The following is a 24,066-nucleotide window of genomic DNA, read 5'->3' on the forward strand; positions in this document are numbered from 1 at the left end:
ACTGGAGGTAACGACTTCCCGCGGAGGCGGGAACCTAAGTTCGTCTGCGGACAAATATAAACGTTGCGGCCAATCGAGCTGACTTGGGTTCCCGCCTGCGCGCACTAGCGTCCGGAATATTTATACGCAACGTATGGATCGTCATCCCCGCGGAGGCGGGGATCCAAGTGAAGTCACAGAATGTTCATGCTCTTGCGTGACCCGAACGTTCATCGGAGGTCGATTTTTAGGCCACTTGCCGTGCACACTTGGGTTCCCGCCAAGGCGCCCGGCGAGGGCGGGAACGACGTGGTTTTTCCTATACAGCGGCCTTTTTCAAGCGGCCGAAATTATTCCGGACACCAGTGCGCCTGCGCGGGAACGACGGGTGTGCGTGGGTCAGCTTAATCCGGCCACTTCTCGTTAATCGCCAACGCCTTATCCATATTCTTGATCAGCAGATCGACATACTGCGGATCCAGATGGTGCCCCGCCACCTCGCGCAGGTGTTCGGTCACCTTCGCCGGCGGCCACGCATCCTTGTAGCAGCGCTTGTGGCTCAGCGCGTCGAACACGTCGGCCACCGCTACAATGCGCGCATACGGGTGGATGGCCTCGCCGCGTAGCCCCTGCGGATAGCCGCTGCCGTCGAATTTCTCGTGGTGCTGGTGGGCGATCACCGCCGCCGCCTTCAGGATCGGGCGTTGCGAGCCGTCCAGGATCTGCAGCCCGATGGTCGGGTGCTGCTTCATGATTTCCCATTCTTCTTCGGTGAGCTTGCCCGGCTTGAGCAGCACAGCATCGGGCGTGGCGATCTTGCCCACGTCGTGCATCGGCGCGGCGTGCATCAGGACCGCCGTCTCGTCTTCCGGCATGCCCGAAGCCTGCGCCAGCATGTGGCAGACCTGGGACATGCGGCGCACGTGGTTGCCGGCCTCGTGCGAGCGCGATTCGACCACGTCGCCCAGGCGCAGGATCAGTTCGGCCTGGGTATCGGTGATTTCCTGATTGAGCAGGATGTTGTCGAAGGCGATCGCCACGCCCGAGCAGAACACCTCCAGCAGCTGGGCGTCGATGTCCGAGATCTCGTCCACGCCCTTGAGCACCAGCAGCGAGGCCTTGCCGCTATTGTTCGGGAAGTAGCCGACATAGGTGTCGCCGTGCAGGCGCGAGATGCGGTTGTGGCGCGCGTCGTCCAGTTGACTGAGCAACTCCGGGCCGATCTCTTCCTCGCCCATCTCGCCGATCTGGGCCAGCACCTCGTACTGGCTGGTGCCGGTGATCACGCTGGCCGCCTTCAGGCGCAGCAGCATGCTCTGTTCCAGGCGCAGCAAGGCCACCACCTGCTGCAGCAGGCCATTGGCGAAGTCCTTCAGGTTGCGTTGCTGGAAGATGTGGGCGGAGGCCGCGATCACCCGTTCCAGGCCTTCGCGGTAGGTCTGTTGCACGCGGCGCGCTTCCTCGACCTTCATGATGTCGCGGTAGGCGCGCAGCGCGGCGAAGGTGGTGGTGAACAGCTTGGTGCGGTCGAGCTCGGTCTTTTCCTTGTAGTCGTTGATGTCGTAGTCGACGATCACGCGTTCCTCGGGCGCCTGGCCCGGCTGGCCGGTGCGCAGCACGATGCGGGTAAATTGATTGTCGAGTTCCTGGCGCATCCAGCGCGCCACTTCCAGGCCGCTGTCCTCGCGCTCCATCACCACGTCCAGGAAGACCAGCGCGATGTCTTTTTCGCGCGCCAGCACTTCCTTCGCCTCGGCGCCGCTGTAGGCATGCACGAAGGAAAGCGCCCGGCCGTCGAGGCGAAAGCGCGCCAGGGTCAGCTTGGTAATGTCGTGGATGTCGGGTTCGTCATCGACCAGCAATACTTTCCAGGGTGCGAGCTTGGGCGCAGCGGAAGACAGGAAGGACATAGACGAATCCGATATCGTAGGGAAAAGTTGTCTGGACAGGCAATTTCTGAACGCAAATGTAGCCCAGAGTCAAGTCGATTGTAGTACGACACATGACCCTTAACAACAGGCAATATTGAAATTGTGCAGCGACAATGTAACAGCTACTCTGCCAAAAGTGGGAGGTCTGTTGCAGGCAGTAGACAGCATGCTTCAAGCATAGAGTTTTTGACAACGTTCGCAATAAAAGGCGCGCCGTTGTGTATTGCCGAGATTAGCTTTTTTAAAAGGAATATCGCAGCGGGGGCAGATCTTTTTGGCATGGGCCAGCCAGTGCTGCTTGAGCACGAACGCTTTTTTCCAGCCGAGGAAATCGAAGCTGTACTGGCGCGCCTCATCGACGAGGGCCCGCAGCTTGGGCGCCGGCAGCGCCCCCATGGTCGACAGCGGGTGTACGCGGATGCGAAACAGCACCTCGTTCTTGATGATGTTGCCGACCCCCGAAAAAATGTCCTGATCGAGCAGGGCGTCGCAGGCCAGCAGCTCGGGCTGCGCGCGCAGCTTCTTGCGCGCCTGTTTCGGATCCCAGCTGTCGGACATGACGTCGGCGCTGAAATCGTAGGCCTCGAAGGTCGCGCGGTCGATCTCGCGGACCGCGCAGGCATAGAAATTCATTTCGCCGCCGTCTTGCGTCTCGATCGACAATCTCGGTTCCTTGTCGCGCCGCTCGTCGATGCGATAGGTACCGAACAGCAAAAAATGGATGCGCAGGATGAGGTCGGGCGTCTCGATCAGGAAATGCTTGCCCCAGGTATGCAGGCCGACGATGCGCTGACCCACCAGCCGCCCCGGGTCGACGGTACGGACGTTGCCGCCAGCGCGGACGATGTCCTGGCCCACGAAGCGGGCCGATTGTTCCTTCAAGATGACGAGCGATGGACCTTCCGGCATGGCATTCTCCCTTGTGCCATTCTCATCCATCACCATCTATTGGGCATGTGCGAGGCCTAACATTTGGATACAAACTACGACGATTCGAGACGAGCACGGCTGTACGAAGCGGCGTATATTTCGATGCAAGACGAACGATAAAAGCAATCCGAGGAGCTAGCGATGAAATCATTACTGATGAAGACGGCCTTTGCAGGCCTGTTCGCGCTGACAGCCGGCGCCGCGTCGGCCGGCGTCACCGTGAATTACGTCGAGTCCGACAAGTTTGCCGACCTGCCTTTCGCGCCGTGGGAGCGCGAGCAGGTGCTCAAGGACTTGAGCGACTATTTCACCAAGCTGGGCGCCCAGCTGCCGGAAGGCCAGGACCTGACGATCGACGTCACCGACATCGACCTTGCAGGCCGCGAGTACCCGAACTTCCGCGGCGGCCGCGAGCTGCGCATCCTGAAGGGCACGGCGGACTGGCCGATCATCAACCTGCGTTATTCGTTGACCCAGAACGGGCAGGTGCTCAAGGGCGGCGATGCGCGTCTGGCCGACATGAACTATATGCAGCGCATCAACCGCATGTCTGATAACGACAGCCTGCGCGCCGAGAAGCGCATGATTGATGAGTGGTTCAACGAGACTATCCTGGCCAAGAAGCGGGGTAGTTGAGGGGTTAGTGCTCTGATAAACCGATAACGGCAAACATGCCGTTGTCCTCAGCACGTCGTCCCCGCGAAGGCGGGGACCCAATCTTGCAAGCGTTTCGACGGCGTTTGCAGCACTTGGGTCCCCGCCTGCGCGGGGAGTCGTTACTGCCAGTGGCAGTAACGACGTTTTGGGGCTGACGGAAAATGGTTGCTTGGCCGTCTGGCCGTTAATCGTCCTTGCCGCCCGTCCTGCTACTGCTCACCTTGAGCGGATCGCGCACCGTATAGTCCGATGGAACGCTGAACAACGCTGCAGGTGGTTCGCTGCGCTTGAGCTTATCGAGCCGGTAGACCACGTCGCCGCTGCGCGGATCGCTGCGCTTGTGGTACACGGTCACCTGCAGCTCGGGCGAGTACCAGGTTTCGCTGCTGACCTCGATCGGCGCGCGGTTGCCGATCTCGCCGGCCGGGATCGTGTAGCTGCGCTGGTTGCCTTCGGCGCGCACCCCCGAGAAATCGCGCCCGCCCAGTTCGCGCGTGACCGCCTTGGCCGACCATTTGCCGTCGTTGACGGCGCCGATGATCATCGGCGCGATCTGGGCCGACATTGCCCGCGCCGCCGGCATGGCCGCGACGGCCGGCTGGGCGACGCGCACGCGGACCTCGGTCGCGTCGAGGCCGCGCTGGACGTCCTTGACGATGACGTGCGTCCCCTCCGGCAGCTTGCCTTCCTTGCGCAGCTGGTCGATGCGCTCGCGCGTCTGGTCGGCCGCGCGCCGCTGCCGGTCGGCGATGGCGCGCGCGCCTTCGGCCTGGGCGCGGGCCTGGGCCGCGGCGATCCGGGCTTGCGTCGCCGCGGCGCGCGCCGCATCCGCTTCGGCCCGGGCCAGCTCGGACTTCATGTCGAGGCGCGTGGCGCTCTTGCGCTGCGGATTCAGGATCCAGCGCGCGCCTTCGACCGGGTCGCTGATGGTGACGGTGCGCACCTGGCCGTCGTCGCCGTGCACCTCGGTGCGGGTGCGGCCGGCGGCGTCGCGATACTGCATCGAGCGCGAGGTGTTGACGATCTGGTTGCCGTCCGCCAGCCGCTGCATGCTCTCGGACACCGCTTCGGCGCTGTAGGGCGCGTTCTTGACGATGCCGGAGCTCGAGATCCTGAGCATCGATGCGGCCAGGCTGGCGCTGTCGCCGGCCCGCTGCGCGGCCTGCTGGCCGGGCGGCAGGGTCACCGTGCCCTGGCGGATCACGATGCGGCGTTCGCCGTCGCTGCCCTGGTCGATCGTATAGTCCTCGGCCAATGCCGGAGCAAAGGCAGTTGCCAGCAGGGTGGCGATCAGGATGTTCCTGGTATTCATACAGTCCTCACAGTCAATCGTGTCAGTTGACGGCGCTCAGGCGCACCGCCAGGGGATGGCCGTCCTGCGCCACCAGCATTTCGGCGCGCACCGTCTCGCCCGCGGTCTGCGGATTGAGCGGCATGCCCAGCGGCGCCAGCGCGCTCTGCGGTAGCTCGGCTTCGACCACCCGGGTATAGGGTTCGCTCTCGATCCGTTCCAGCGATTCGAGGGCGATGAAGGCGGCTCCGTCGTCAAAGCCGATCACCGGCGCGCCGATCGTGACCGCCCGGTGCGGCGACAGCGCCAGCAGCAGCGCCACCCCACACATCGATGCCAGGGCGCCGGCCGTGCCCCATTGGGGCAGCGACAGCTTGCGGTACCAAGGCTGCTTTTTGGGGAACTGGCGGGCGAAGGCCTGCATCAATTCCTTTTCAACGCAGCGTGGCGCGTCGTGTCCGGCCAGCTCGGCGCGCAGCGCGGCGAAGCCGGCGGCGAGTAGCGGGTCGGGATTGTCGTTGTGGTCGTTCATCATTCTTCCTTCCAGCGTCATACGCTTGTCACCCGTCCTATGCGAGGTGCGCATCGTGCCGCGGTGCGCTCTGCAGTGCGTGCAGCCGCTTGGCCAGCGCCTGTCGTCCACGCGCCAGCCGCGAGCGCACGGTGCCGATGTCCACCTGGCAGACAGTGGCGATTTCCTGGTACGACAAGTCATGCAGCTCGTACAGGATCACCGGATCGCGGTAGTGCGGCGGCAGCAGCGACAGCGCGCGCCGCACTTCTTCCGCAGCCTCGTTGCCGAGCAGCCGCGCCAGCGGTCCGGCGGCGTCGCTGGCCAGGTCCAGCTCCAGGTCGCCGTCATCGTCCAACGGTTCGGGCAACTGCGGATGGCGCCGGCGCGCTTCGTCCAGCTTGAGCGCCAGGTTGCGCGCCACGCCGAACAGGAAGTGCTGCAGCTGGCCGCGCAGCGGGTCGTAGCCGAGTCGTCCCGTCAGCAGCCCCATAAAGGCTTCCTGCACGATGTCGGCCGCCGCTTCGCCCGAGCCGCAGCGCAGCAGCGCATAGCGGTACAAGGGCCCCTGGTGCCGCCGGTACAGCGCCGTGAATGCATCGGCCTGTCCGGCGTGGACCTGGCGCAGCAGTTCGGTGTCGGTTTGTTCTGTCGTCAAGGTCATGGCAGTCTTCTTTTCTTGTATTCCGCCGGGGCCTCAAAAAGTTCCAACTTTTTTTCAGATAAAAAAATGCCCCGTGCCGGAAACCGGGACGGGGCGTGCTCATGGGGTTTGGCCGACTCAGTCGATCCAGTTCACGCGTTCGAATTTATTGCGGAAGTCTTCCGGCATGTAGCAAACCTGGCTGGACTTGTAGTTGTAGAAGACGAAGCCGGACTTGGCCATGGCGATGAGGGTCTTGTCGCGCGGGCGGGTGATGCGGAAGATCAGGTCGCCGCCGTATTTATTGAAATCCATGACGCCGACTTCGAACAGCAACTGGTCGCGTCCATACGCTTCGGCGCGGTAGGTGGCGGCCAGATCGGTGACGATGATGCCATTGCCGTCGCGCTCGGTCTCTGCGACGCCAAATTCGAACAGGAAGCGCGCCCTGGCCTCGGAGATCATCGCGATCATCGATTCATTGCCCAGGTGGTTGGCGGCGTTAATGTCCGTGACCCTTACCGTCAGCTGCGTCGAATAGTAAAACTGGTCTTCGGGAAGATTGAGTTGTAAGCGTGCCATCTCTTTATTCTAAACTCATTGTGTGGCGCCGCGTCCAATTTTATGGATGGCCCCGCCACTCGTGAGTAAGTACAGCTCGCCTTCGGCATCCTGGCCGAAGGACACGACGGGGCCGATGTCGTCGATCTCCCAATCGCGTTGTTCGACGATGCTGGTGCCCGTGACAAGGAAACTTTTCAGGTAGCCGCCGCAGTAATCGGAATAAAAATAACGGCCCGCCAGCTCGGGCAGGGCGCGCCCGCGGTACACAAAACCGCCGGTGATCGAGCAGCCGTTGACGTCGTTCGCGCCGTGGTCGTATTCGAACACGGGCAGGGTGAGCCCGGCACGTTCGCAGGTCGCGGCGGCGTAGCACAGCGTTCCCTCCATGACGTTCCAGCCATAGTCCAGGCCGGCCTGACCCGTGCCGACGATATTGACTTCTTCGCGCAGGTCCTGGCCGACGTCGGTCAGGTAGAGCTGGCTGGCGTCAAAGCTGAAGCGCCACGGATTGCGTAGGCCAAAAGCCCAGATCTCGGGGCGGCGCCCGGCCGCGTCGCGATAGGGATTGCCGGCCGGGATCGCATAGGGCTGGGCGTTTGTTGCGGCCGCCACGTCGATGCGCAGCAGTTTACCGAGCAGGCTGGCCAGGTTGCGCGCATTGCCTTGCGGGTCGCCGCCACCGCCGCCGTCGCCGGTGCCCAGGTACAGGTAGCCGTCCGGGCCGAAGGCGAGCTGGCCACCGAAATGGTTCTGGTAAGTCGGATGCGGGATGCGCAGGATGACCAGGCCGGACGTGGGATTGGCGGCCGTCGCCGTGGCGCCGGCGTTGAAGCGCTCGATCACGATATTGCGCTGCAAGTCGGTGTAGTAGACGTAGAAATAACCGTTGCGCTCGAATTGCGGATCGAAGGCGAGCGACAGCAGCCCGCCTTCGCCTTCGGTGGACACGCGCGTGCCGATGTCGAGGTAGGGCTGGTCGCGCGTGATGCCGTTCTCGACGATGCGCACCCGGCCCGGCCGCTCGGTGACGAACAGGCGGCGCTCGCCAGGCGGTGCGGTCAGCCAGGTCGGGTAGTCGAGTCCGGCGACGACCCGGGTCGTGACGAGCGTCAGCGGGCCGCTGCCATAGCTCACCGTGGCGGCCGTGGTGGCGCCCGCGCTGATGGTCGCCGCTTGCGAGGCCGGCGCCGGCTGATAGGTAACGCCGCCGCTCGTGACCGGCGAGGCCGACACGTTATAGCTGCCGGGCGCCAGGTTGCCGAGGGTTTGGGACTGGGTCAGGTCTTGCAGGTAGTTGTTGGGGCCGGTGACGCGCAGGGCGGCATTGGCGCCGACCGGCAAGCCGCTGGCGCTGACGGCCAGCGAACCGGTGCTGGCCGGTGGCGGGACCGCGCCGGTGACGCCCGGGCTGCCGCCACCGCCGCCGCAGGCAAGCAGGGCCATGCCGATCAGCATGGCGCCGAACAGCAACAGCATGGTCCGCAGATGCTCGATGCGCATGGCTGCTTCCGCGCGCTCAGTCCCGGATCTCGGGTTCGACCAGCTTCGCCAGTTGTTCGAGCGACTCTTGCCAGCCCAGGTAGCATAGCTCGACCGGGATCTGCGATGGAATGCCTTCTTGCGTGATATGCACCTCGACCCCGCACAGTACGTCGCGCATCACGACCGTGGTCTGCATCTGGCCAGGCATGTGCGGGTCGTCGAACTCGGCCGTGTGGCGCACGCGCTTGCCGGGTTCCAGCTCCAGGTATTCGCCGCCGAAGGAATGGCTATGGCCGTTCGTGAGGTTGGTAAACGACATCTTGTAGCGGCCGCCGACCCGGCCATCCATCTCGTGGACGGTGCCGAAGAAGCCATAGGGCGGCAGCCATTTTGCATAGGCGCCTGGGGTGGTAAAGGCACGGAACAGGCGTTCCGGGGTCGATTTGAATACGCGGTGCAGCTCGACTGTACTAGTGGCCATGGCTGGTCTCCTTATGTGGCAGTAACAGAGGACATCCCTCTGAATACTACGACGAAGCAACACTCCAGAATTCGACACCGGCGCAAAAAAAAGGTTTGGAACAGCACGCACCGCACCATTCCAAACCATTATCTCTGCCCAATAGATGGGCAGCGTCAACTATGTGCGATTACTTCTTCGCTTCGACGCCCGGGGTGGCCGAGCGTGCCAGGAAGGCCTGGGTGATTTGCGGCAGGTGATCCAGCAGCCAGGCTGCCATCGCCTTTTCCTGTTCCAGGATCTGTTCCAGCTGGGCCTGGGTCGCGGCATCGCCTACCGATTTGGCCGCCGCGATCAGCGCGGTATAGCTCGCGATCTCGACGTTCTCGAACACATAACCGGCCATGGCGCCCTTGACGACTTCGTCGCTGGCCGCCATGCCGCCCACGGCCTGGCCGAAGGCCACCAGACGCGCGCCGATGTCCTTCAGGACCGAGTTGTCGGTGCCGCGGCGGGCCAGGATTTCGTCGAGCACGCTGTGCTGCCAGCGGGTCTCGTCGATGTGCTGGACGATGCGCGCGCGCAGCTCAGGATAATGTTCGAGGCGCTCGGCCTGCGCGGTCAGCATCTGCTCGGCCTGCTTTTCCATCGCGTGGGCATCGCGCAGCCAGTCGTTGAAATTGTCGTTTGCAGTCGTCGTCATGATTTCTCCGTGAATGTTGTGGACAGGTGGCCTTATCGCCCTGCCATCAGCTTCGCAGAGTCAGCGAATCATGTTTGTTAGGTGCTACACACTGTCGATGAATCCGGCGCACCGGCGGTTCATTGTGTTGATGGCGCGCGTGTGCGCGTCTTGCTGACGACGCCGGAGGGATCGACCAGGACAACGAATTCGGAAAATTGTCCACCGCCAGCAGGCGACTGGTAGACCCAGGCTTCATAGCCGCTGTCGAAGCGCACGCTTTTCGTCGGGCCGAAGGCGGCCAGCAGTTCCGCCTTCGTGGTGCGTCCCGCCACCACGCTCGCCGACAGCCGCTCGGCCGCGACGACGGAACCCGGCGGCGCCGGCTGCGTCGCGCAGCCCGCCAGCAGCGCCGCGCACAGGAGCAGGCGCAGCTTCATGGCGTTACTCCGCCTGGCGCGTCGACCATGTACTCGAACTCGACCAGCGTGTCGTCGGGCCAGCTCGCATCCCACAGCGGCACGTAATAAGTGCGGTCGAGCAGCACCTGGCAATCGCAGAACGGCAGCATATCGGGCGTCTGTTCGCCGCCGGCGTACAGCATATTGAAGGGCAGTGTTTCAACCCGTTCGCCGACGCGCAGCGTGACCGCGAAGATTGGCCGCTCGGCGAAGAACAGGTAATTGCCATCGGGGCTGGTGCACACACCCTCGGGCGTGTTCAGCGCATCCGAAATCCAGCCGAACAGCGGCGAGCTGTTCGAAACCAGGCCGGCTTCCTTGCCGACCCGGCACTCCAGCCGCAGGTCGCCCAGGCGCCGTGTGCCCGCAGGCAAGCCGGACGTCTCGATGCGCGCGCGCCAGGTCATGCTGGCGGTCTTGCGGCTGGCGAGCACGGCGGCGTCTTCCTGCAGGGCTTGCGCATGACGCGGCAGGACGAAGAAATTGTTCTCGTCGACAGGCACCGGCACCGACACGGTGTCGCCGGCGATGCGCAATGTAATGCCGCGCATGTCCGTCGATGGCAGGCGTGGCAGCAGCTGGAAGCGCAGGGTGGCATTGGGGGCGAAGGCGCGTTCGCGTTCGAAGCGTTCCATGCCGCGGATCATCTTGCGGTAGGACTTGTCGACCGGGTCGCGGGTGGACTTGACGGTGACGGTGTTCTGGCCCGCGGCCGAGACCGGCAGGCAGAAGAAAGCGGCCATGAGCACGGAGCCCATGGCAAGCGAAGCAACAACGCGGACGATCTGCCGCGTCAAGGTCTTACCAATACCGGACGCGGCCGGTATCCATGTGGACGAACTGCGAGCTGGCGTAGAAGCCCACGCCGCCGCCCTTGAGCGACATCGCCGCTTTCTGCAGGTTGCGCAGGTCGGTGCCCGGCAGGCGGATGTCGATCGCCTTGCCGTCCATGTGCAGGCTGCGCTTGGCGACACCGCCGCTGCCGTGGCTGCGCAGGAAGGCGTTCGATTCCGGCGCGCGGTAGCCCGAGATGATGTGCAGTTCCTTGCTGTTGTCAAGCTTGCCATTGAGCTGGCCGAGCAGCAGCAGCAGTTGCGGATCGATCTCGGCAATCTTGTTGCTGCGGTGGTCGCGAAGCACTTTATTGATGTCCTTCAGGGCACCCTGGTCGAACTCGCCTTCGGCCCAGAACGTGCTCGTCAGCTTCTCGCCGGTGTGCGTGTTATAGAAACGCAGACAGCACTCGCCGGACAGGATACTGCTGTCAGATGATGTATTCTTGGCAAGGGTTGGAAGGGCGAGGGAGGATGATGCGAGGAGGAGGGAGCTCTTGAGGAAGGAGCGTCGCTGGATCATTGAAGGGAGTCCTTACGCTGGTTCAGTGAACCATCAATGATACGCCGATTGCATCGATCGTGCAGATAAAATGCCGAAAATTGAGGCGAATCAGCTACGATGTCAACTGTTTAACGCTTTTTAAAAGAGGAAGTCATGCCGAGTATTGTCAGGAAGTTCTTGAGCAAAAAACTGGTTCTGGCCGCCACACTGGCAACGGTCGGTGTGGCCGCCGTGGCGCAAGAGGTGACGCCGGTCGACAAGCCGCCGCTCGCCAAGGGCTGGAAGCTCGAAACGGTCGCCACCGGCGCGCCGCAACCCTGGGGCATGGCGTGGCTGCCGGATGGCCGCATGCTGGTCACCGGCAAGCAGGGCACGCTGCATGTCTTGAACGGCAAGAGCTTCGAGCAAATTCCTCTCGACGGTTTGCCGAACCTGTACGCCAGCGGCCAGGGCGGCCTGCTCGACATCGCGGTCCATCCCGCCGATAAAACCAATCCGCGCGTCTACCTGACGATGTCCAGCGGCACCGACGACGAGAACCGGACCGTGCTGGTGCAGGGCGTGTTCGACGGCAAGCGCGTGACCGGCATCAAGCAACTGTTCGCGGTTAACCTCGCCAAGAACGGCGGCCAGCACTTCGGCTCGCGCCTGCTGTTCCTGCCCGATAACACCATCCTGATGAGCATTGGCGATGGCGGCAATACGCCTCAGCGCATCGGCAATATGCTGGCGCGCGACCAGGCCCAGAGCCTGGCTTCGCACACGGGCAAGATCCTGCACCTGACGGACGCCGGCCAGCCGGTCGGCAAGGGCGCATTCGCGGGCAAGGACAATGCCCGCCCCGAGATCTTCAGTTACGGCCACCGCAACGTGCAGGGCCTGGCGCGCGATCCGAAGAGCGGCCGCGTCTACGCCAACGAGCACGGCTCGCGCGGCGGCGACGAGATCAATGTGATCGAGGCCGGCAAGAACTACGGCTGGCCGCTGCAAAGCTATACGCTCGACTACGGCACGCGCGAGCCGATCGGCATGAAAGTGGTGCCGGGCACGGTGCAACCGATCGTCGTGTGGACGCCGTCGCCGGCGCCGTCGGGCCTGGCTTTCTATACGGGTAAAGCCTTCCCGCAATGGCAGGGCAGCCTGTTCAGCGGCAGCCTGGCCGGCCAGGACGTGCGCCGCGTGCAACTCGACGCCCAGGGCAAGGTGACGGCCCAAGAGCTACTGCCGGTTGGCAAGCGCGTGCGCGACGTGCGCCAGGGGCCGGACGGCGAGCTGTACGTACTGACCGATGAAGCCAAGGGCAGCCTGCTCCGCATTGTCCCCAAGTAATGCGCGGCGCATGAAGTGACTCCAGACTGGCGTATGCACACGTGTTTTTGTTTGTTGACAACGTGAAACCTGCCTAGAATGAATGTTTGCAAGGCGCGTCCCTGAGGCGCGCCTTGTGCGTTTCATTCCCGTCCCGACCCATTCAGGAGGCGCAGCATGGCAGTTTCCGTTCGTCGCACCATTGGCCTGGCGCTCGCGCTGGCGCTTGGCACGTCTTCACTCCAGGCCGCACCGGCAAAGCCGGCCGCCACGCCGGACATTCCGATCCCAGACATCAAGTACACCAAGTTCACGCTCAAGAACGGGCTGACGGTGCTGGTCCACGAAGACCGCAAGACGCCGGTGGTGGCGATCAATACCTGGTACCACGTCGGTTCGAAGAACGAGAAAGTCGGCAAGACCGGCTTCGCCCACCTGTTCGAACACCTGATGTTCAGCGGTAGCGACAACTTCAACCATACCTACCTGAACGCGATGGAGCGCATCGGCGCGACCGACCTCAACGGCACGACGAACCAGGACCGCACCAATTACTTCCAGAACGTGCCGACCTCGATGCTCGACTATGCGCTGTTCGCCGAGAGCGACCGCATGGGCCATCTGCTGGGCACGGTCGACAAGAAGAAGCTCGACATCCAGCGCGGCGTGGTGCAGAACGAGAAGCGCCAGTACGAGAACCAGCCCTACGGCATCGCCTGGGAACTCCTGACCACGAATACCTACCCGGCCGGCCACCCGTATTCCTGGACCGTGATCGGCAAGATGGAAGACCTCGACGCGGCCTCGATGACCGACGTGCAGGATTGGTTCAAGCAGAACTACGGCCCGAACAACACGGTGCTGGTGCTGTCGGGCGATATTTCGCCGGAAGAAGCGCGCGAGAAGGTCGAGCGCTTCTACGGCGCGATCCCGCCGGGTCCGCCGCTGGCCAAGCATGACGCCTGGATCGCCAAGCGCACCGGCACCCATCGTACGGTGGCGCAGGACCGCGTGCCGCAGTCGCGCATCTACCGCACCTGGAACGTGCCGGGCGCCCACACTCAAGAGGAAGCGCTGCTCGACCTGGCCGCGCGCGTGCTGGGTGGCGGCAAGACCTCGCGCCTCTATAAGCGCCTGGTGTACCAGGATCAGTTGGCCACCAGCGCTACCGCAAGCGACAGCTCGTCCGAGATCGGCGGCCAGTTCAGCATGACCCTCACCGCGCGTCCGGGCGGCGACGTCGGGAAGATGGAACGCGTCGCCGACGAAGAACTGCGCGCGCTGATGAAGAGCGGCCCCACGGACGCTGAACTGCGCCTGGCCAAGACCGCGACCCTGGCCCAGTACACGCGCATGATCGAGCGCGTCGGCGGCTTCGGCGGCAAGAGCGACCTGCTGGCCTCGTGCGAGACCTATACCGGCAATCCGGACTGCTACAAGGTCTACCTGCAGCGCATCAAGGACGCCACCCCGGCCATGGTGAAGAAGGCCATGAACGACTGGCTCAGCGACGGCGACTTCGTGCTGCAGATCGATCCGTTCCCGACCGGCCTGGCCGCCACTAATACCGGCCTGGACCGCAGCAAGGCGCCGGATACCGGCAAGGCGATGTCGCTCAAGCTGCCGCCGATGCAGCGCACCACCCTGTCGAACGGCCTGAAGGTCGTGCTGGCCGAACGCCATGAGGCGCCGATCGTCAACCTGCAGATGCTGGTCGATAGCGGCTACGCCTCGGACAGCGCCGACATGCCGGGCGTGGCCAGCCTGGCCCTGCGCATGCTCGAAGAAGGCACGGGCAGCCGCAAATCGCTGCAGATCGGCGAGGAGCTGGAAAACCTGGGCGCGAGCTTCGGCGCCGGCACCAACCTCGACGGCGCCTTCGTTTCCATGAACGCGCTCAAGGCCACCCTGCCGCAGGCGCTGAACCTGTATTCGGACCTGGTGCTCAACCCCGCCTTCCCGCAGAACGAGTTCACGCGCCTGCAGCAAGACCGCCTGGCCGCGATCGCGCGCGAAAAATCCGATCCGCAATCGATTGCGATGCGCGTCGCGCCGGCGCTGCTGTACGGCCAGGATCACGTGTACGCCAAGCCGGGCACCGGCACTGGCACCGAAGACGCCGTCAAGCGCATGACCCGCGCCGACCTGGCCAAGTACCACGCGACCTGGTTCAAGCCGAACAACGCCACCCTGCTGGTGGTGGGCGACACCACGCTGGCCGAGATCAAGCCGATGCTCGAGAAAGCGTTTGGCGCCTGGAAAGCCGGTGACGTGCCGAAGAAAGCGATTGCCGAAGTGGCGCCGCGCGCCGCGCCGGTGGTCTACCTGGTCGACCGTCCCGGCGCGCTGCAGAGCGTGATCCTGGGCGGCCAGCTGGCGCCGCCGCGCAACAGCCCCGAGGCGCTGCCGCTGGAACTCGTCAACGACGTGTTCGGCGGTACCTTCAGCTCGCGCATCAATATGAACCTGCGCGAGGACAAGCACTGGTCGTATGGCGTGCGCAGCCAGGTGTCGCCGGCGATCGGCCAGCGCCAGTTCGTGAGCATCTCGCCGGTGCAGACCGACAAGACCGGCGACGCGCTGAAGGAACTGGTGGGCGAATACCGCAACATCGCCGGCGCCAAGCCGATCGCAAACGAAGAGCTCAAGTTCGCACAGGACAATAAAACCCTGCGCCTGCCGGGCAGCTTCGAGACCGCGGGCCAGCTGGCCGGCGCCTACTCCACGATCCTGCAGTATGGCTTGCCCGAGGATTACTTCAACACCTATACCGAGAAGGCGCTGGCGCTCACGCCGCAGCAGGCCAATGCCCTGGCCGCGCGCAGCTTCGTGGCCGACCGGCTGGTGTGGGTGGTGGTGGGCGACATGGCCAAGGTCGAGAAGGACATCCGCGCCCTGAATTTGGGCGAGGTGCGCCGGATCGACGTGGACGGCAAGCCGCTGCCGTAATGTTGTCGTAGTACGTCCTGCGCGGCCCGGCCCTGCCTGTGCGCCGGGCACGCCGGGTTTCGGGGACACTATGGGCAGGAGGAAGCCCATGGACCAACAACTCACCCTGGCCCCGGCGCATACCGCGCTGGTCCTGATCGATCTTCAGAACAGCAACGTCAAGCACGCGCTCGCGCCGCATGGCGCCGAGGACGTGGTCGGCAACTGCGTGCTGCTGGCGCAAGAGATGCGCGAACGCGGCGGCCTGGTCATCTACGTGCACGTGTTGCTGAACGAATTGCCGCAAGTGCCGGCCGATTCTCCGCTACGTCCGCAGGGCGCGCCGGCGGCGCCGCCCGATGCCTCATGGCTGGCGCCGGAGGCCGGCGTCGAGGCGCAAGACCTCGTCATCGTCAAGCGCCAGTGGGGCGCCTTCTATGGCACCGAACTCGAGCAGCAGTTGCGGCGGCGCCGCATCGACACGCTTGTCATGGGCGGCATCGCCACCAATTTCGGCGTCGAATCGACCGCGCGCGGCCTATGACTTCGGCTTCAAGCTGGTGTTCGCCGAGGATGCGATGAGCGGCTTCGATGCGGATGCCCACCGTTTCGCATGCGAGAAAATTTTCCCGAAAATGGGAAGGGTTATTAACAGTTAGATGAGAACTTGTTTGAATTTATGCAGTCTTATGCATGATGAACAAGTTCGTTTCCATTAGCACGGCTGCACAAGCCTTGGGCGTCTCGACCAGTACCTTGCGTCGGTGGGAGGCCAGCGGTCGGCTCACTCCTTTGCGAACAGAAGGAGGACAGCGCCGGTATGACCTGGCCGCCTTGCGACCTGAAGCTCGCCGCGGTGCTCAGGCGGTGCGCAAGACTGTCGCCTATGCCCGGGTGTCCAGTCATGATCAAAAGACGGACCTGGAGCGACAAAAGCGGGTACTCGAATTGTACTGCGCGAGTCATGGATGGCCGTTCGATATGATTGCCGACCTTGGGTCGGGCATGAACTATCGCAAGAAAGGCTTGAAACGTTTGCTCGACGGGATTGTCGAAGATGAGGTTGGACGCCTGGTCTTGACGCACAAGGATCGACTGCTGCGTTTTGGCGCGGAGCTGATATTCGCCCTGTGCCAGACAAGACAGGTCGAAGTAGTCATCATCAACCAGGGCGAGGACACCAATTTCGAAGAAGAGCTAGCCAGCGATGTGCTCGAGATCATCACCGTCTTCTCGGCCCGTCTCTATGGTAGCCGCAGTCACCGCAACCAGAAGCTGATCGATGGCGTGCGTGCAGCAGTCAAGGAATCACAATGTACCTAGCCCATCGCATCCGACTCGATCCGAACAATGTCCAGGCGACGTATCTGGCGCGTGCCGCCGGTACTGCACGTTTCGCCTACAACTGGGCCTTGGTTGAGTGGAGGCGGCAGTACGAGGCAAGCAAGGTCGACCCTGCGGTGGACAAGCCAAATGAGGCGGCATTGCGGCGCCAGCTCAACGGGATCAAGCGCAAGCAATTCCCCTGGATGCTGGAAGTGACCAAGAACGCACCGCAGATGGCGATCATCCAGGTGGGGCAAGCCTTCGAGAATTTCTTCAAAGGTCGTGCCCGCTATCCCACCTTTCGCCGCAAGGGCCGTGACGATCGATTTGCATTAAGCAATGACCAGTTCCGTGTCGAGAACAAGTGCATCCGCATTCCGAAACTGGGATGGGTCCGCATGCACGAATCTCTGCGTTTCTCCGGGCGCATCGTCTCGGCCTCGATCAGCCGGATTGCCGATCACTGGTACGCGAGTATCACCGTTGACATCAAAGATCAACTTCAACCGCCAGCCGAAAACCAAGGCGCGGTGGGAGTCGACCTCGGTGTCTCGGCGCTGGCCACGCTGTCGACCGGTGAAGTATTTAAAGGGCCGAAAGCGTTGGGCACACTGCTCGCCCGTCTGCAACGCCTATCGCGCGAGCTCTCACGCAAAGTCAAAGGGTCGCGCAATCGGACGAAGGCAAAAGCCAGGCTTGCCCGGCTATACGCCCGGATCGCCGATCTGAGGCGTAACGGCCTGCATCAGTTGAGCACCTATATCACTCGCCATTTCCACACCATCGGTATCGAAGACCTGAACGTGAAGGGCATGCTCGGAAATCGTTGTCTGGCACGGGCGATCGCCGACATGGGATTTGGTGAGCTGCGCCGCCAGCTGCAATACAAGGCGGAGCGGCGCGGTGGTCAGATTGTCGTGGTGGATCGGTGGTACCCGAGCAGCAAGACATGCTCGTGCTGTAGCTACCGGATGGATGTGCTCCCACTGACAGTGCGCCATTGGCGTTGTCCCGGCTGTGGCGCACTGCACGACCGGGATGTCAACGCGGCAATCAACCTGAGGAACATGGCGGTGAGTTCCACCGCATCGGCCTGTGGAGGGGCAGGCGCTGGCCTCGCGCGTCAAGTGCGAGGTGAAACCAGCCCCGGTGAAGCAGGAATTCAACAGCAAAGTTAACTATGGATAGCTTCGCGTAAGTTTGAAGGAACGGTGCGCTCGACGCGCACCCTGATCGACGTGCTGCAGGCCGGGACCGGCGCAGCGTGACGCCGGCCGAGGGCATCAACCCGCGCGCTGGATATCCGCCGTGATCTCGTAGGCGCGCAGGCGCGCCGCGTGGTCGTAGATCTGCGAGGTGATCATCAGCTCGTCCGGCTTGGTCTTCTCGATGAAGGCGCGCAGCTGGTGGGCCACCGTTACGCGCGAGCCGATCGCCGAGCACGACAGCACGCTGTCGAGCATCATGCGCTCGGGCAGGTCGAGCGCTTCCAGGTAGCCGCTCACCGGCGGCTTGAGCTTGCTCGGGCGGCCGGTGCGCAGGTTCACGAAGGCTTGCTGCATCGAGGTCGCCAGGAAGTGCGCTTCTGCGTCGGTGTCGGCGGCGAACACATTAAAGCCCAGCATGATGTAGGGTTTGTCGAGCTGTTCCGATGGGCGGAAGTTGCTGCGGTACATATCGATGGCCTGCATCATCATCTGCGGCGCGAAGTGCGAGGCGAACGCATACGGCAGGCCGAGATGGGCCGCCAGCTGGGCGCCGAACAGGCTGGAGCCGAGGATCCACACCGGCACGTCCAGGCCGGCGCCGGGCACGGCCTGCACCGGGCGGCGAGTGGAACCCGCGAAATAATCCATCAGCTCCACGACGTCCTGCGGGAATTCGTCGGCGTCCGACGCCAGGTTGCGGCGCAGGGCGCGCGCCGTGGTCTGGTCGGAGCCTGGCGCGCGGCCCAGGCCGAGGTCGATCCGGCCCGGATGCAGTGCCTCGAGCGTGCCGAATTGTTCGGCGATCACCAGCGGCGAATGGTTGGGCAGCATGATGCCGCCGGCGCCCACGCGGATGCGCGAGGTGCCGGCCGCCACGTGGCCGATCAGCACCGCGGTGGCGGCGCTGGCAATGCCCGGCATGCCGTGGTGTTCGGCCAGCCAGAAGCGGTTGTAACCCCAGCGTTCGCCATGTTGTGCGAGGTCGAGCGAGCGCTGGAACGAGGTGGCTGCATCGCTGCCTTCAGCGATCGGCGAGAGGTCGAGTATCGAGAAAGGAATCATGGATCCATGATACGCCGATGGAAAAAATCGCGTGCGCGGCCACCCAAAAACGCCGGGTCCGCCGCTTGGGTTAGTATTTCTTCATGATGTCAAACCACTTTTCACGCCTACTTCCCGCCGTCATGCTGCTCGTCGGCTGCGTCCATCAGCCGATTGCCATGACCGTCGAGCACCGATTCAATCCTGAACACGTGACCGCGATCGATCACGCCGTCGATGCCGCGATCGCCGACCGCAAGTTGCCGGGCGCGGTGTACCGCCTCGAGCGCGGCGCCGCCAGTGTCGAGCGCGGCTACGGCCGGCTCAGCTATGAAGAGGTCGCCGCCGCCGTCACGCCCGCGACCGTCTTCGACGTGGCCTCGCTGAGCAAGGTGCTGGTGACTGCGCCGGCGGTATTGATGCTGGCCGAGGAGGGCAAGATCGACCTCGAGGCGCCGCTGATACGCTATTTTCCGGAATGTGCAGGCGGGGGCAAGGAAGCGATCACGATCCGGCACTTGCTGACGCATGTGTCGGGCCTGAAGTCCGGCCTTCCGGCAAAGCCGGCGTGGCAGGGCCAGACGGCGGCGCTGTCCCTGGCCTGTGGGCAGTCGGTAACCCATCCGCCGGGCAGTTTCTTCCGTTACTCGGACATCAATTACATCCTGCTGGGCCTGCTCGTCGAGCGCACGGCGGACATGCCGCTCGACCGCTTCGCCCAGCAGCGCATTTTTTCCCCACTGGGCATGCGTGACACCGGCTACCGCCCGCTGGAACGCATGCCGGCGGCACGCATCGCGCCGACCCAGCGCGCCAGCGAGACGGCGCAGCTGCCGACGGCCCACGGCGACCTGGCGCCGGGCGCACCGCTGCAGGGCGTGGTGCACGATCCGACCGTGCGCCGCATGGGCGGTGTGGCGGGCTCGGCCGGCGTGTTCTCGACCATGGGCGACGTCGCCCGTTTTGGCCGCATGCTGCTGGGGAGTGGTGCGCTCGATGGTGTGCGGATATTGAAGCCGGAAAGCGTGCGCCTGCTGACGACGGTGCAGACGCCGCCCGGCATGGCGGAGCTGCGGGGCATGGGCATGGACATCGACTCGCCGTACGCCAAGCGTCCGCGCGGCAATCTCTATCCGGTCGGCAGCTACGGCCATACCGGGTTCACCGGCTGCATCCTGTGGGTCGATCCGCAGTCACAAAGTTTTTATGTCTTCCTGTCGAACCGGGTCTATCCGGACGACCGCAGCGTGGTGCTGCCCCTCTATGCACAGCTTGGCACGCTGTCTGCGCAAGCCGCACTGGGAGCTCTTCAGTAAATGAAAGATAAGCCCAAGATAAAAGAAATTAAAAGACGATGATGTATTTCCGCGCGGCTACCGTGCGCTCCCATCCGTAGCTTGTCCGTAAGCTGGACTCCTGACTCGACGCAACAGGCCACCAACCCTGGCAGCTGCGCCGGGTACCGCCCCCCCACAGATTAGTTACATTCAGGAGAACACCATGAAAATGAATACGCTACTCAAAGGAATGCTCAGCGCTTCGGTTGCCGCCGCCATGTTCGGCGCCACTGCGGTCCACGCCCAGACCAGCACCACCGGCACCACCGGCACGTCGGCGACCAGCCCGATCGGCACCGTCCAGACCGACCCCATGCGTGACCGCACCGGCACCATGAGCGACCAGACCAGCGGCAGCTCGTCGACCAGCGCGACCGGCAGCATGCAGAGCACCGATCCGCAAACCCAGCGTGAACGCGACCGCCGCAGCAAAACCGGCACCAGCAGCGGCACTTCGGGCACCTCGGGCATGACCGGCACCACGGGTACGACCGGCACCACGGGCACCACGGGTACGACCGGCGCCACGGGTACGACCGGCACCACCAGCGGTTCGAGCGGTTCGATGGGTACCGGCGCCAGCGGTTCCACCGGCACCATGGATGCCACCGGCCGCACCGGCACCTCGACCGGCACCACGGGTACGACCGGCACGACGGGCGCTACCGGCACGACGGGCGCTACCGGCACCACCGGCCGCGGCTACTGATCCAGCCGATAGCGCTTCATGCAGTCATGGCGGCATCCCCGGCCGCCATCCCGAACACCGGCTCGCGCCGGTGTTCGCGTTTTTGCTTCGCGAGTCGCTTCGCTCAGCGCATGCCGGGCGCCGGCGAGATCTTTTCCAGCGACGTCGGCGCCGGGCCGTGCAGCACATTGCCCTCGATATCGAAGCGCGAGGCGTGACAGGGGCAGTCCCAGGACTTTTCGGCGCCATTCCAGTGCACCGCGCAACCGAGATGGGTGCACCTGGCCGACAACGCATGCAGTCCGCCCTCGGGATCGCGATAGACCGCCACGCGGCGCAAGCCCTCGCGCAGCACCGCGCCTTCGCCCGGCGCGATCGCCTGCACCGAATCGACTTCGCCGCTGCGCAGCCAGTCGCCGTAGCGCGCCGCCACATGCGCCTGTGCGCTGGCGAATTCCCCGAACCCGTGCACAGGCTTGCGCGCCGGGTCGTACAGAGCAGTCCAGGGATTTGGCCGCTCCATGATCAGGTCGGTCACCAGCATCGCGCCGATAGTGCAGTGGGTCATGCCGTTGCCGGAGTCGCCCGTGATCAGGTAGACGTTGTCGTCGTCCATCGGGTTGCGGCCCAGGAAGGCCAGGCCGTCGCTCGGTTCCATTACTTCGCCCGACCAGCGCCAGGCCAGCTCGCGCGCCATCGGAAAGCGCTCGCGGGCCCAGCGTTCGAGCTCGTCGTAGCGGTGGCCGGGATGCGCGTCCTGGCCCGTCTTGTGGTCGGCTCCGCCCACCACCAGCACCTCGTCGCCTTCGATGCCGGACGCCAGCCGCACATAGTGATAGGGGCTTCCCAGATCCCATAGCAGCAGGTGCGGCAGTGCGCCATGCGGCACGCGCAGGCCGATCACATAGCTGCGGTAGCCGGCCTGTTTGGTGTGCATCACGACGCGGTCGTTGAACGGCGTGTGCGTGGCCACCACCACGTCCCGGGCCCGGATCTCGCCATGGTCGAGGGACACCACCTGGCGCCGGTGGTCGCCACGGATACGGTGGGCATGGCTGGCGCCATGGATGCGGCCGCCGCGCCGGATGAAGGCGCGCGCCAGGCCGTCGAGGTATTTGAGCGGATGGAACTGGACCTGGCCCGGATAGCGCACGGCGGTGCCGCTCTCGAAACCGAGGTCCGGCACGCCGGCGACCATCTCGGCCTGCACACCGGCGCGAACTGCGGCGTCGCATTCGCGTTCGAGCCGCGCTCCGTCGCCCGCATCCCGGGCCACCAGGTAGCCGTCCAGGTGCTCGAGCTCGCAGGCGATGCCTTCGGTGCGCACGATGGATTCGACCATCTGCAGGGCATGGGCATAGCTGCCCGCCACCAAGCGCGCCTGGGCGCGGCCGAAGCGGCGCTCGATGCCGTGGTACCACTCGTCGGGCGGGAAGAAATGGGCGGCGGTGCGGCCGGTTTCGCCGGCGCCGACGCCGAGCGCGTCGATGACGATCACGTCCTTGTCTTCGCGCGCCAGCAGGTAGGCGGCGGTGAGCCCGGCGATGCCGGCGCCGATCACGCATACCTGGGCTTCCTGCGCCCCCACGAGGGCAGGGAAGACAGGCACCGTGGCGGTGTCCATCCAGAGCGAAGTCGAGCTGCCGTTCGTTGCGCCGCGCATGACCAAATCCACCGATTTTCGTCAATTGTCAAAGACAGTCTAGCGCGCCGACACGAAGCCGGGTGCACGATGTGGCGTCCTTGCCGCATAGCAGGGTATTTCTGGCGGCGGGCGTGCGCAAGCCGACTTTTATGGCTTAGTATCCACTCTTATTGCATACCGGAATCAAAATGAAGCCGCTCGCCGTGCCCTCGGAAACCCTGCTGCCAAGCGCCATGAAACTCTCCGAACTGATCGGGGCGTTGAGCTATGCGCTCGACATCACCGAGGGCCAGCCGGCGGGACATTGCGTGCGTTGTTGCTGGATCGGCATGCACGTCGGCCGCGCCGCCGGCCTTTCCGAGCCGCAGTTGTGGGAGCTGTATTACGCGCTGTTGCTGAAGGATCTGGGCTGCAGCAGCAACGCGGCCCGCATCTGCGAGCTCTATCTCACCGACGACCTGGACTTCAAGCGCGATTTCAAGACCGTGGGCGACAGCCTGCCGCAGGTGCTGGGCTTCGTGCTCAAGCACACCGGGCTGAAGGCCGGGCTGACGGAACGCTTTCGCAGTGTGATGACGATTCTGCGCGACGGTCCCGAGATCGCACAGGGCCTGATCGCCACGCGCTGCCAGCGTGGCGCGGACATCGCGCGCCTGCTGCGTTTTCCCGAAGGCGTGGCGCAAGGCATCTATTCGCTCGACGAACATTTCAACGGCAAGGGCAAGCCGGCCCAGCTCGCTGGCGAATCCATCCCGGTCATTGCGCGCATCGCCCTGCTGGCTCAGGTGATCGACGTGTTCCATACCGCCGGCGGGCGCGCGGCGGCGCTGCGCGAAGCCGGCGCGCGGGCCGGCACCTGGTTCGATCCGCGCCTGGTGGCGGCGTTCGAAGCCTGTGCCAAGGACGATGCGTTCTGGCAGGTCCTGGCCAGCCCCGATATCGACCGCGCCATCCTGGCGCTGGAGCCTGCCGGCCACGAGGTCGCACTCGACGAGGACTACCTGGACGATATCGCCGCCGCCTTCGGCCAGGTGGTCGATGCCAAGAGTCCCTATACCAGCGGCCACAGCACCAGGGTGGCGCTGTATACCGACATGATCGGCGAAGCGCTCGGCCTGTCGCCGCAGCGGCGCCGCTGGCTCAAGCGTGGTGCGCTGCTGCACGACGTCGGCAAGCTCGGCGTCAGTAACAGCGTGCTCGACAAGGCAGGCTCGCTCGACCGCACCGAATGGGACGCAGTGCGTCAGCATGCCGAGTTCACCGAGACCATCCTCGGCCGCATCGCGGCGTTTTCCGAGCTGGCCGCGATCGCCGGCGCCCATCACGAGCGGCTCGATGGCGGCGGCTATCCGCGCGGCCTGGCAGCCGAAGAAATTCGCCTGGAAACCCGCATCATCACCACCGCCGATATTTTCGACGCCATCACCGCCGAGCGTCCCTACCGCGGCGCCATCCCGATTCCCCAGGCGCTGGAGATGATGGAAAAGACGGTCGGGACCGCGCTCGACCCGGCCTGCTTCGACGCGCTCAAGCGCGCCATGGCCAAGGTGCCGTTTCCCGCAGCCTGATCTTCATTCACGCCATATTTCCTACTGCCCGTCCCGCTTGCCGGTGCGGGCAGGCAGGGGTGTGCGCGTCTCCAGCTTGCCATATGCA

The 24,066-nt window shown here is 64.3% G+C and carries 23 protein-coding genes; 9 read left to right on the top strand and 14 right to left on the bottom strand.

The window, feature by feature from the left end:
• Nucleotides 1-383: 383 nt before the first annotated feature.
• Complete coding sequence (locus SOM61_RS17630; RefSeq protein WP_320475290.1) at nucleotides 384-1,889, bottom strand: DUF3369 domain-containing protein; 1,506 nt, start codon at nucleotides 1,887-1,889, stop codon at nucleotides 384-386.
• A 192-nt stretch (nucleotides 1,890-2,081) separates the two neighbouring features.
• The gene (locus SOM61_RS17635) at nucleotides 2,082-2,819 is read right to left on the bottom strand and encodes a DNA-formamidopyrimidine glycosylase family protein (RefSeq protein WP_320475291.1); all 738 of its coding nucleotides are present in this window, start codon (nucleotides 2,817-2,819) and stop codon (nucleotides 2,082-2,084) included.
• 162 nt (nucleotides 2,820-2,981) lie between these two features.
• Between SOM61_RS17635 and SOM61_RS17640 the strand changes: the two genes are divergently transcribed.
• Entirely contained in the window at nucleotides 2,982-3,476 is a 495-nt protein-coding gene (locus SOM61_RS17640) for a DUF3016 domain-containing protein (protein WP_320475292.1), read from the top strand.
• Nucleotides 3,477-3,681: 205 nt separating this feature from the next.
• Here SOM61_RS17640 and SOM61_RS17645 read toward each other — a convergent pair whose 3' ends face one another.
• The 10 genes from SOM61_RS17645 to mepK all read right to left on the bottom strand — a co-directional run bounded on the left by SOM61_RS17645 (nucleotide 3,682) and on the right by mepK (nucleotide 10,947).
• Complete coding sequence (locus SOM61_RS17645; protein ID WP_320475293.1) at nucleotides 3,682-4,809, bottom strand: hypothetical protein; 1,128 nt, start codon at nucleotides 4,807-4,809, stop codon at nucleotides 3,682-3,684.
• A gap of 22 nt (nucleotides 4,810-4,831) precedes the next feature.
• The gene (locus SOM61_RS17650) at nucleotides 4,832-5,323 is read right to left on the bottom strand and encodes a hypothetical protein (RefSeq protein ID WP_320475294.1); all 492 of its coding nucleotides are present in this window, start codon (nucleotides 5,321-5,323) and stop codon (nucleotides 4,832-4,834) included.
• A gap of 34 nt (nucleotides 5,324-5,357) precedes the next feature.
• Nucleotides 5,358-5,963 (bottom strand): RNA polymerase sigma factor, encoded by a 606-nt coding sequence (locus tag SOM61_RS17655; protein WP_320475295.1) that lies wholly within the window; start codon nucleotides 5,961-5,963, stop codon nucleotides 5,358-5,360.
• 117 nt (nucleotides 5,964-6,080) lie between these two features.
• Complete coding sequence (locus tag SOM61_RS17660) at nucleotides 6,081-6,524, bottom strand: thioesterase family protein (protein WP_123068576.1); 444 nt, start codon at nucleotides 6,522-6,524, stop codon at nucleotides 6,081-6,083.
• Nucleotides 6,525-6,539: 15 nt separating this feature from the next.
• Complete coding sequence (locus SOM61_RS17665; RefSeq protein ID WP_320475296.1) at nucleotides 6,540-8,006, bottom strand: PQQ-dependent sugar dehydrogenase; 1,467 nt, start codon at nucleotides 8,004-8,006, stop codon at nucleotides 6,540-6,542.
• 16 nt (nucleotides 8,007-8,022) lie between these two features.
• On the bottom strand, nucleotides 8,023-8,469 hold the full coding sequence (locus SOM61_RS17670) for an SRPBCC family protein (protein ID WP_320475297.1): 447 nt from the start codon (nucleotides 8,467-8,469) through the stop codon (nucleotides 8,023-8,025).
• A gap of 169 nt (nucleotides 8,470-8,638) precedes the next feature.
• The gene (locus SOM61_RS17675) at nucleotides 8,639-9,151 is read right to left on the bottom strand and encodes a ferritin-like domain-containing protein (RefSeq protein WP_320475298.1); all 513 of its coding nucleotides are present in this window, start codon (nucleotides 9,149-9,151) and stop codon (nucleotides 8,639-8,641) included.
• 119 nt (nucleotides 9,152-9,270) lie between these two features.
• A complete protein-coding gene (locus tag SOM61_RS17680) occupies nucleotides 9,271-9,570 on the bottom strand; it encodes a hypothetical protein (RefSeq protein ID WP_320475299.1) in 300 nt (99 codons plus the stop codon).
• The gene (locus SOM61_RS17685) at nucleotides 9,567-10,349 is read right to left on the bottom strand and encodes a hypothetical protein (RefSeq protein ID WP_320475300.1); all 783 of its coding nucleotides are present in this window, start codon (nucleotides 10,347-10,349) and stop codon (nucleotides 9,567-9,569) included. Before SOM61_RS17685 ends, SOM61_RS17680 begins: the two co-directional genes overlap by 4 nt.
• A gap of 43 nt (nucleotides 10,350-10,392) precedes the next feature.
• A complete protein-coding gene (gene mepK / locus SOM61_RS17690; protein ID WP_320475301.1) occupies nucleotides 10,393-10,947 on the bottom strand; it encodes a peptidoglycan L,D-endopeptidase MepK in 555 nt (184 codons plus the stop codon).
• Between the two features lie 159 nt (nucleotides 10,948-11,106).
• Between mepK and SOM61_RS17695 the strand changes: the two genes are divergently transcribed.
• The 5 genes from SOM61_RS17695 (at nucleotide 11,107) to SOM61_RS17715 (ending at nucleotide 17,669) form a co-directional block, all read left to right on the top strand.
• The gene (locus tag SOM61_RS17695; RefSeq protein WP_320475302.1) at nucleotides 11,107-12,258 is read left to right on the top strand and encodes a PQQ-dependent sugar dehydrogenase; all 1,152 of its coding nucleotides are present in this window, start codon (nucleotides 11,107-11,109) and stop codon (nucleotides 12,256-12,258) included.
• Between the two features lie 156 nt (nucleotides 12,259-12,414).
• On the top strand, nucleotides 12,415-15,186 hold the full coding sequence (locus tag SOM61_RS17700; protein WP_320475303.1) for a M16 family metallopeptidase: 2,772 nt from the start codon (nucleotides 12,415-12,417) through the stop codon (nucleotides 15,184-15,186).
• Nucleotides 15,187-15,274: 88 nt separating this feature from the next.
• Nucleotides 15,275-15,709, top strand: coding sequence for an isochorismatase family protein (locus SOM61_RS17705; protein ID WP_414675021.1), 435 nt, complete (start codon nucleotides 15,275-15,277; stop codon nucleotides 15,707-15,709).
• A gap of 152 nt (nucleotides 15,710-15,861) precedes the next feature.
• A complete protein-coding gene (locus tag SOM61_RS17710; RefSeq protein ID WP_320475390.1) occupies nucleotides 15,862-16,488 on the top strand; it encodes an IS607 family transposase in 627 nt (208 codons plus the stop codon).
• Nucleotides 16,479-17,669 (top strand): RNA-guided endonuclease InsQ/TnpB family protein, encoded by a 1,191-nt coding sequence (locus SOM61_RS17715; RefSeq protein ID WP_320475304.1) that lies wholly within the window; start codon nucleotides 16,479-16,481, stop codon nucleotides 17,667-17,669. The genes SOM61_RS17710 and SOM61_RS17715 overlap by 10 nt, the downstream gene beginning before the upstream one ends.
• A 105-nt stretch (nucleotides 17,670-17,774) precedes the next feature.
• On the opposite strand, the gene SOM61_RS17720 is transcribed toward SOM61_RS17715, so the two are convergent.
• Nucleotides 17,775-18,761 carry an LLM class flavin-dependent oxidoreductase gene (locus tag SOM61_RS17720; RefSeq protein WP_320475305.1) on the bottom strand — a complete coding sequence of 329 codons (987 nt, stop codon included), beginning with the start codon at nucleotides 18,759-18,761 and terminating at the stop codon, nucleotides 17,775-17,777.
• Between the two features lie 158 nt (nucleotides 18,762-18,919).
• Between SOM61_RS17720 and SOM61_RS17725 the strand changes: the two genes are divergently transcribed.
• Complete coding sequence (locus tag SOM61_RS17725) at nucleotides 18,920-20,056, top strand: serine hydrolase domain-containing protein (RefSeq protein WP_320475306.1); 1,137 nt, start codon at nucleotides 18,920-18,922, stop codon at nucleotides 20,054-20,056.
• Nucleotides 20,057-20,240: 184 nt separating this feature from the next.
• Complete coding sequence (locus SOM61_RS17730; protein ID WP_320475307.1) at nucleotides 20,241-20,786, top strand: hypothetical protein; 546 nt, start codon at nucleotides 20,241-20,243, stop codon at nucleotides 20,784-20,786.
• Nucleotides 20,787-20,889: 103 nt separating this feature from the next.
• Here SOM61_RS17730 and SOM61_RS17735 read toward each other — a convergent pair whose 3' ends face one another.
• Nucleotides 20,890-22,428, bottom strand: coding sequence for an FAD-dependent oxidoreductase (locus tag SOM61_RS17735; RefSeq protein ID WP_320475308.1), 1,539 nt, complete (start codon nucleotides 22,426-22,428; stop codon nucleotides 20,890-20,892).
• 170 nt (nucleotides 22,429-22,598) lie between these two features.
• On the opposite strand from SOM61_RS17735, the gene SOM61_RS17740 reads away from it, so the two are divergent.
• Nucleotides 22,599-23,978, top strand: a complete 1,380-nt coding sequence (locus SOM61_RS17740) for an HD-GYP domain-containing protein (protein ID WP_320475309.1) — start codon at nucleotides 22,599-22,601, stop codon at nucleotides 23,976-23,978.
• Nucleotides 23,979-24,066 lie beyond the last annotated feature (88 nt).

The organism is Massilia sp. CFBP9012 (genome assembly GCF_034045115.1).
Taxonomy (GTDB): domain Bacteria; phylum Pseudomonadota; class Gammaproteobacteria; order Burkholderiales; family Burkholderiaceae_D; genus Telluria.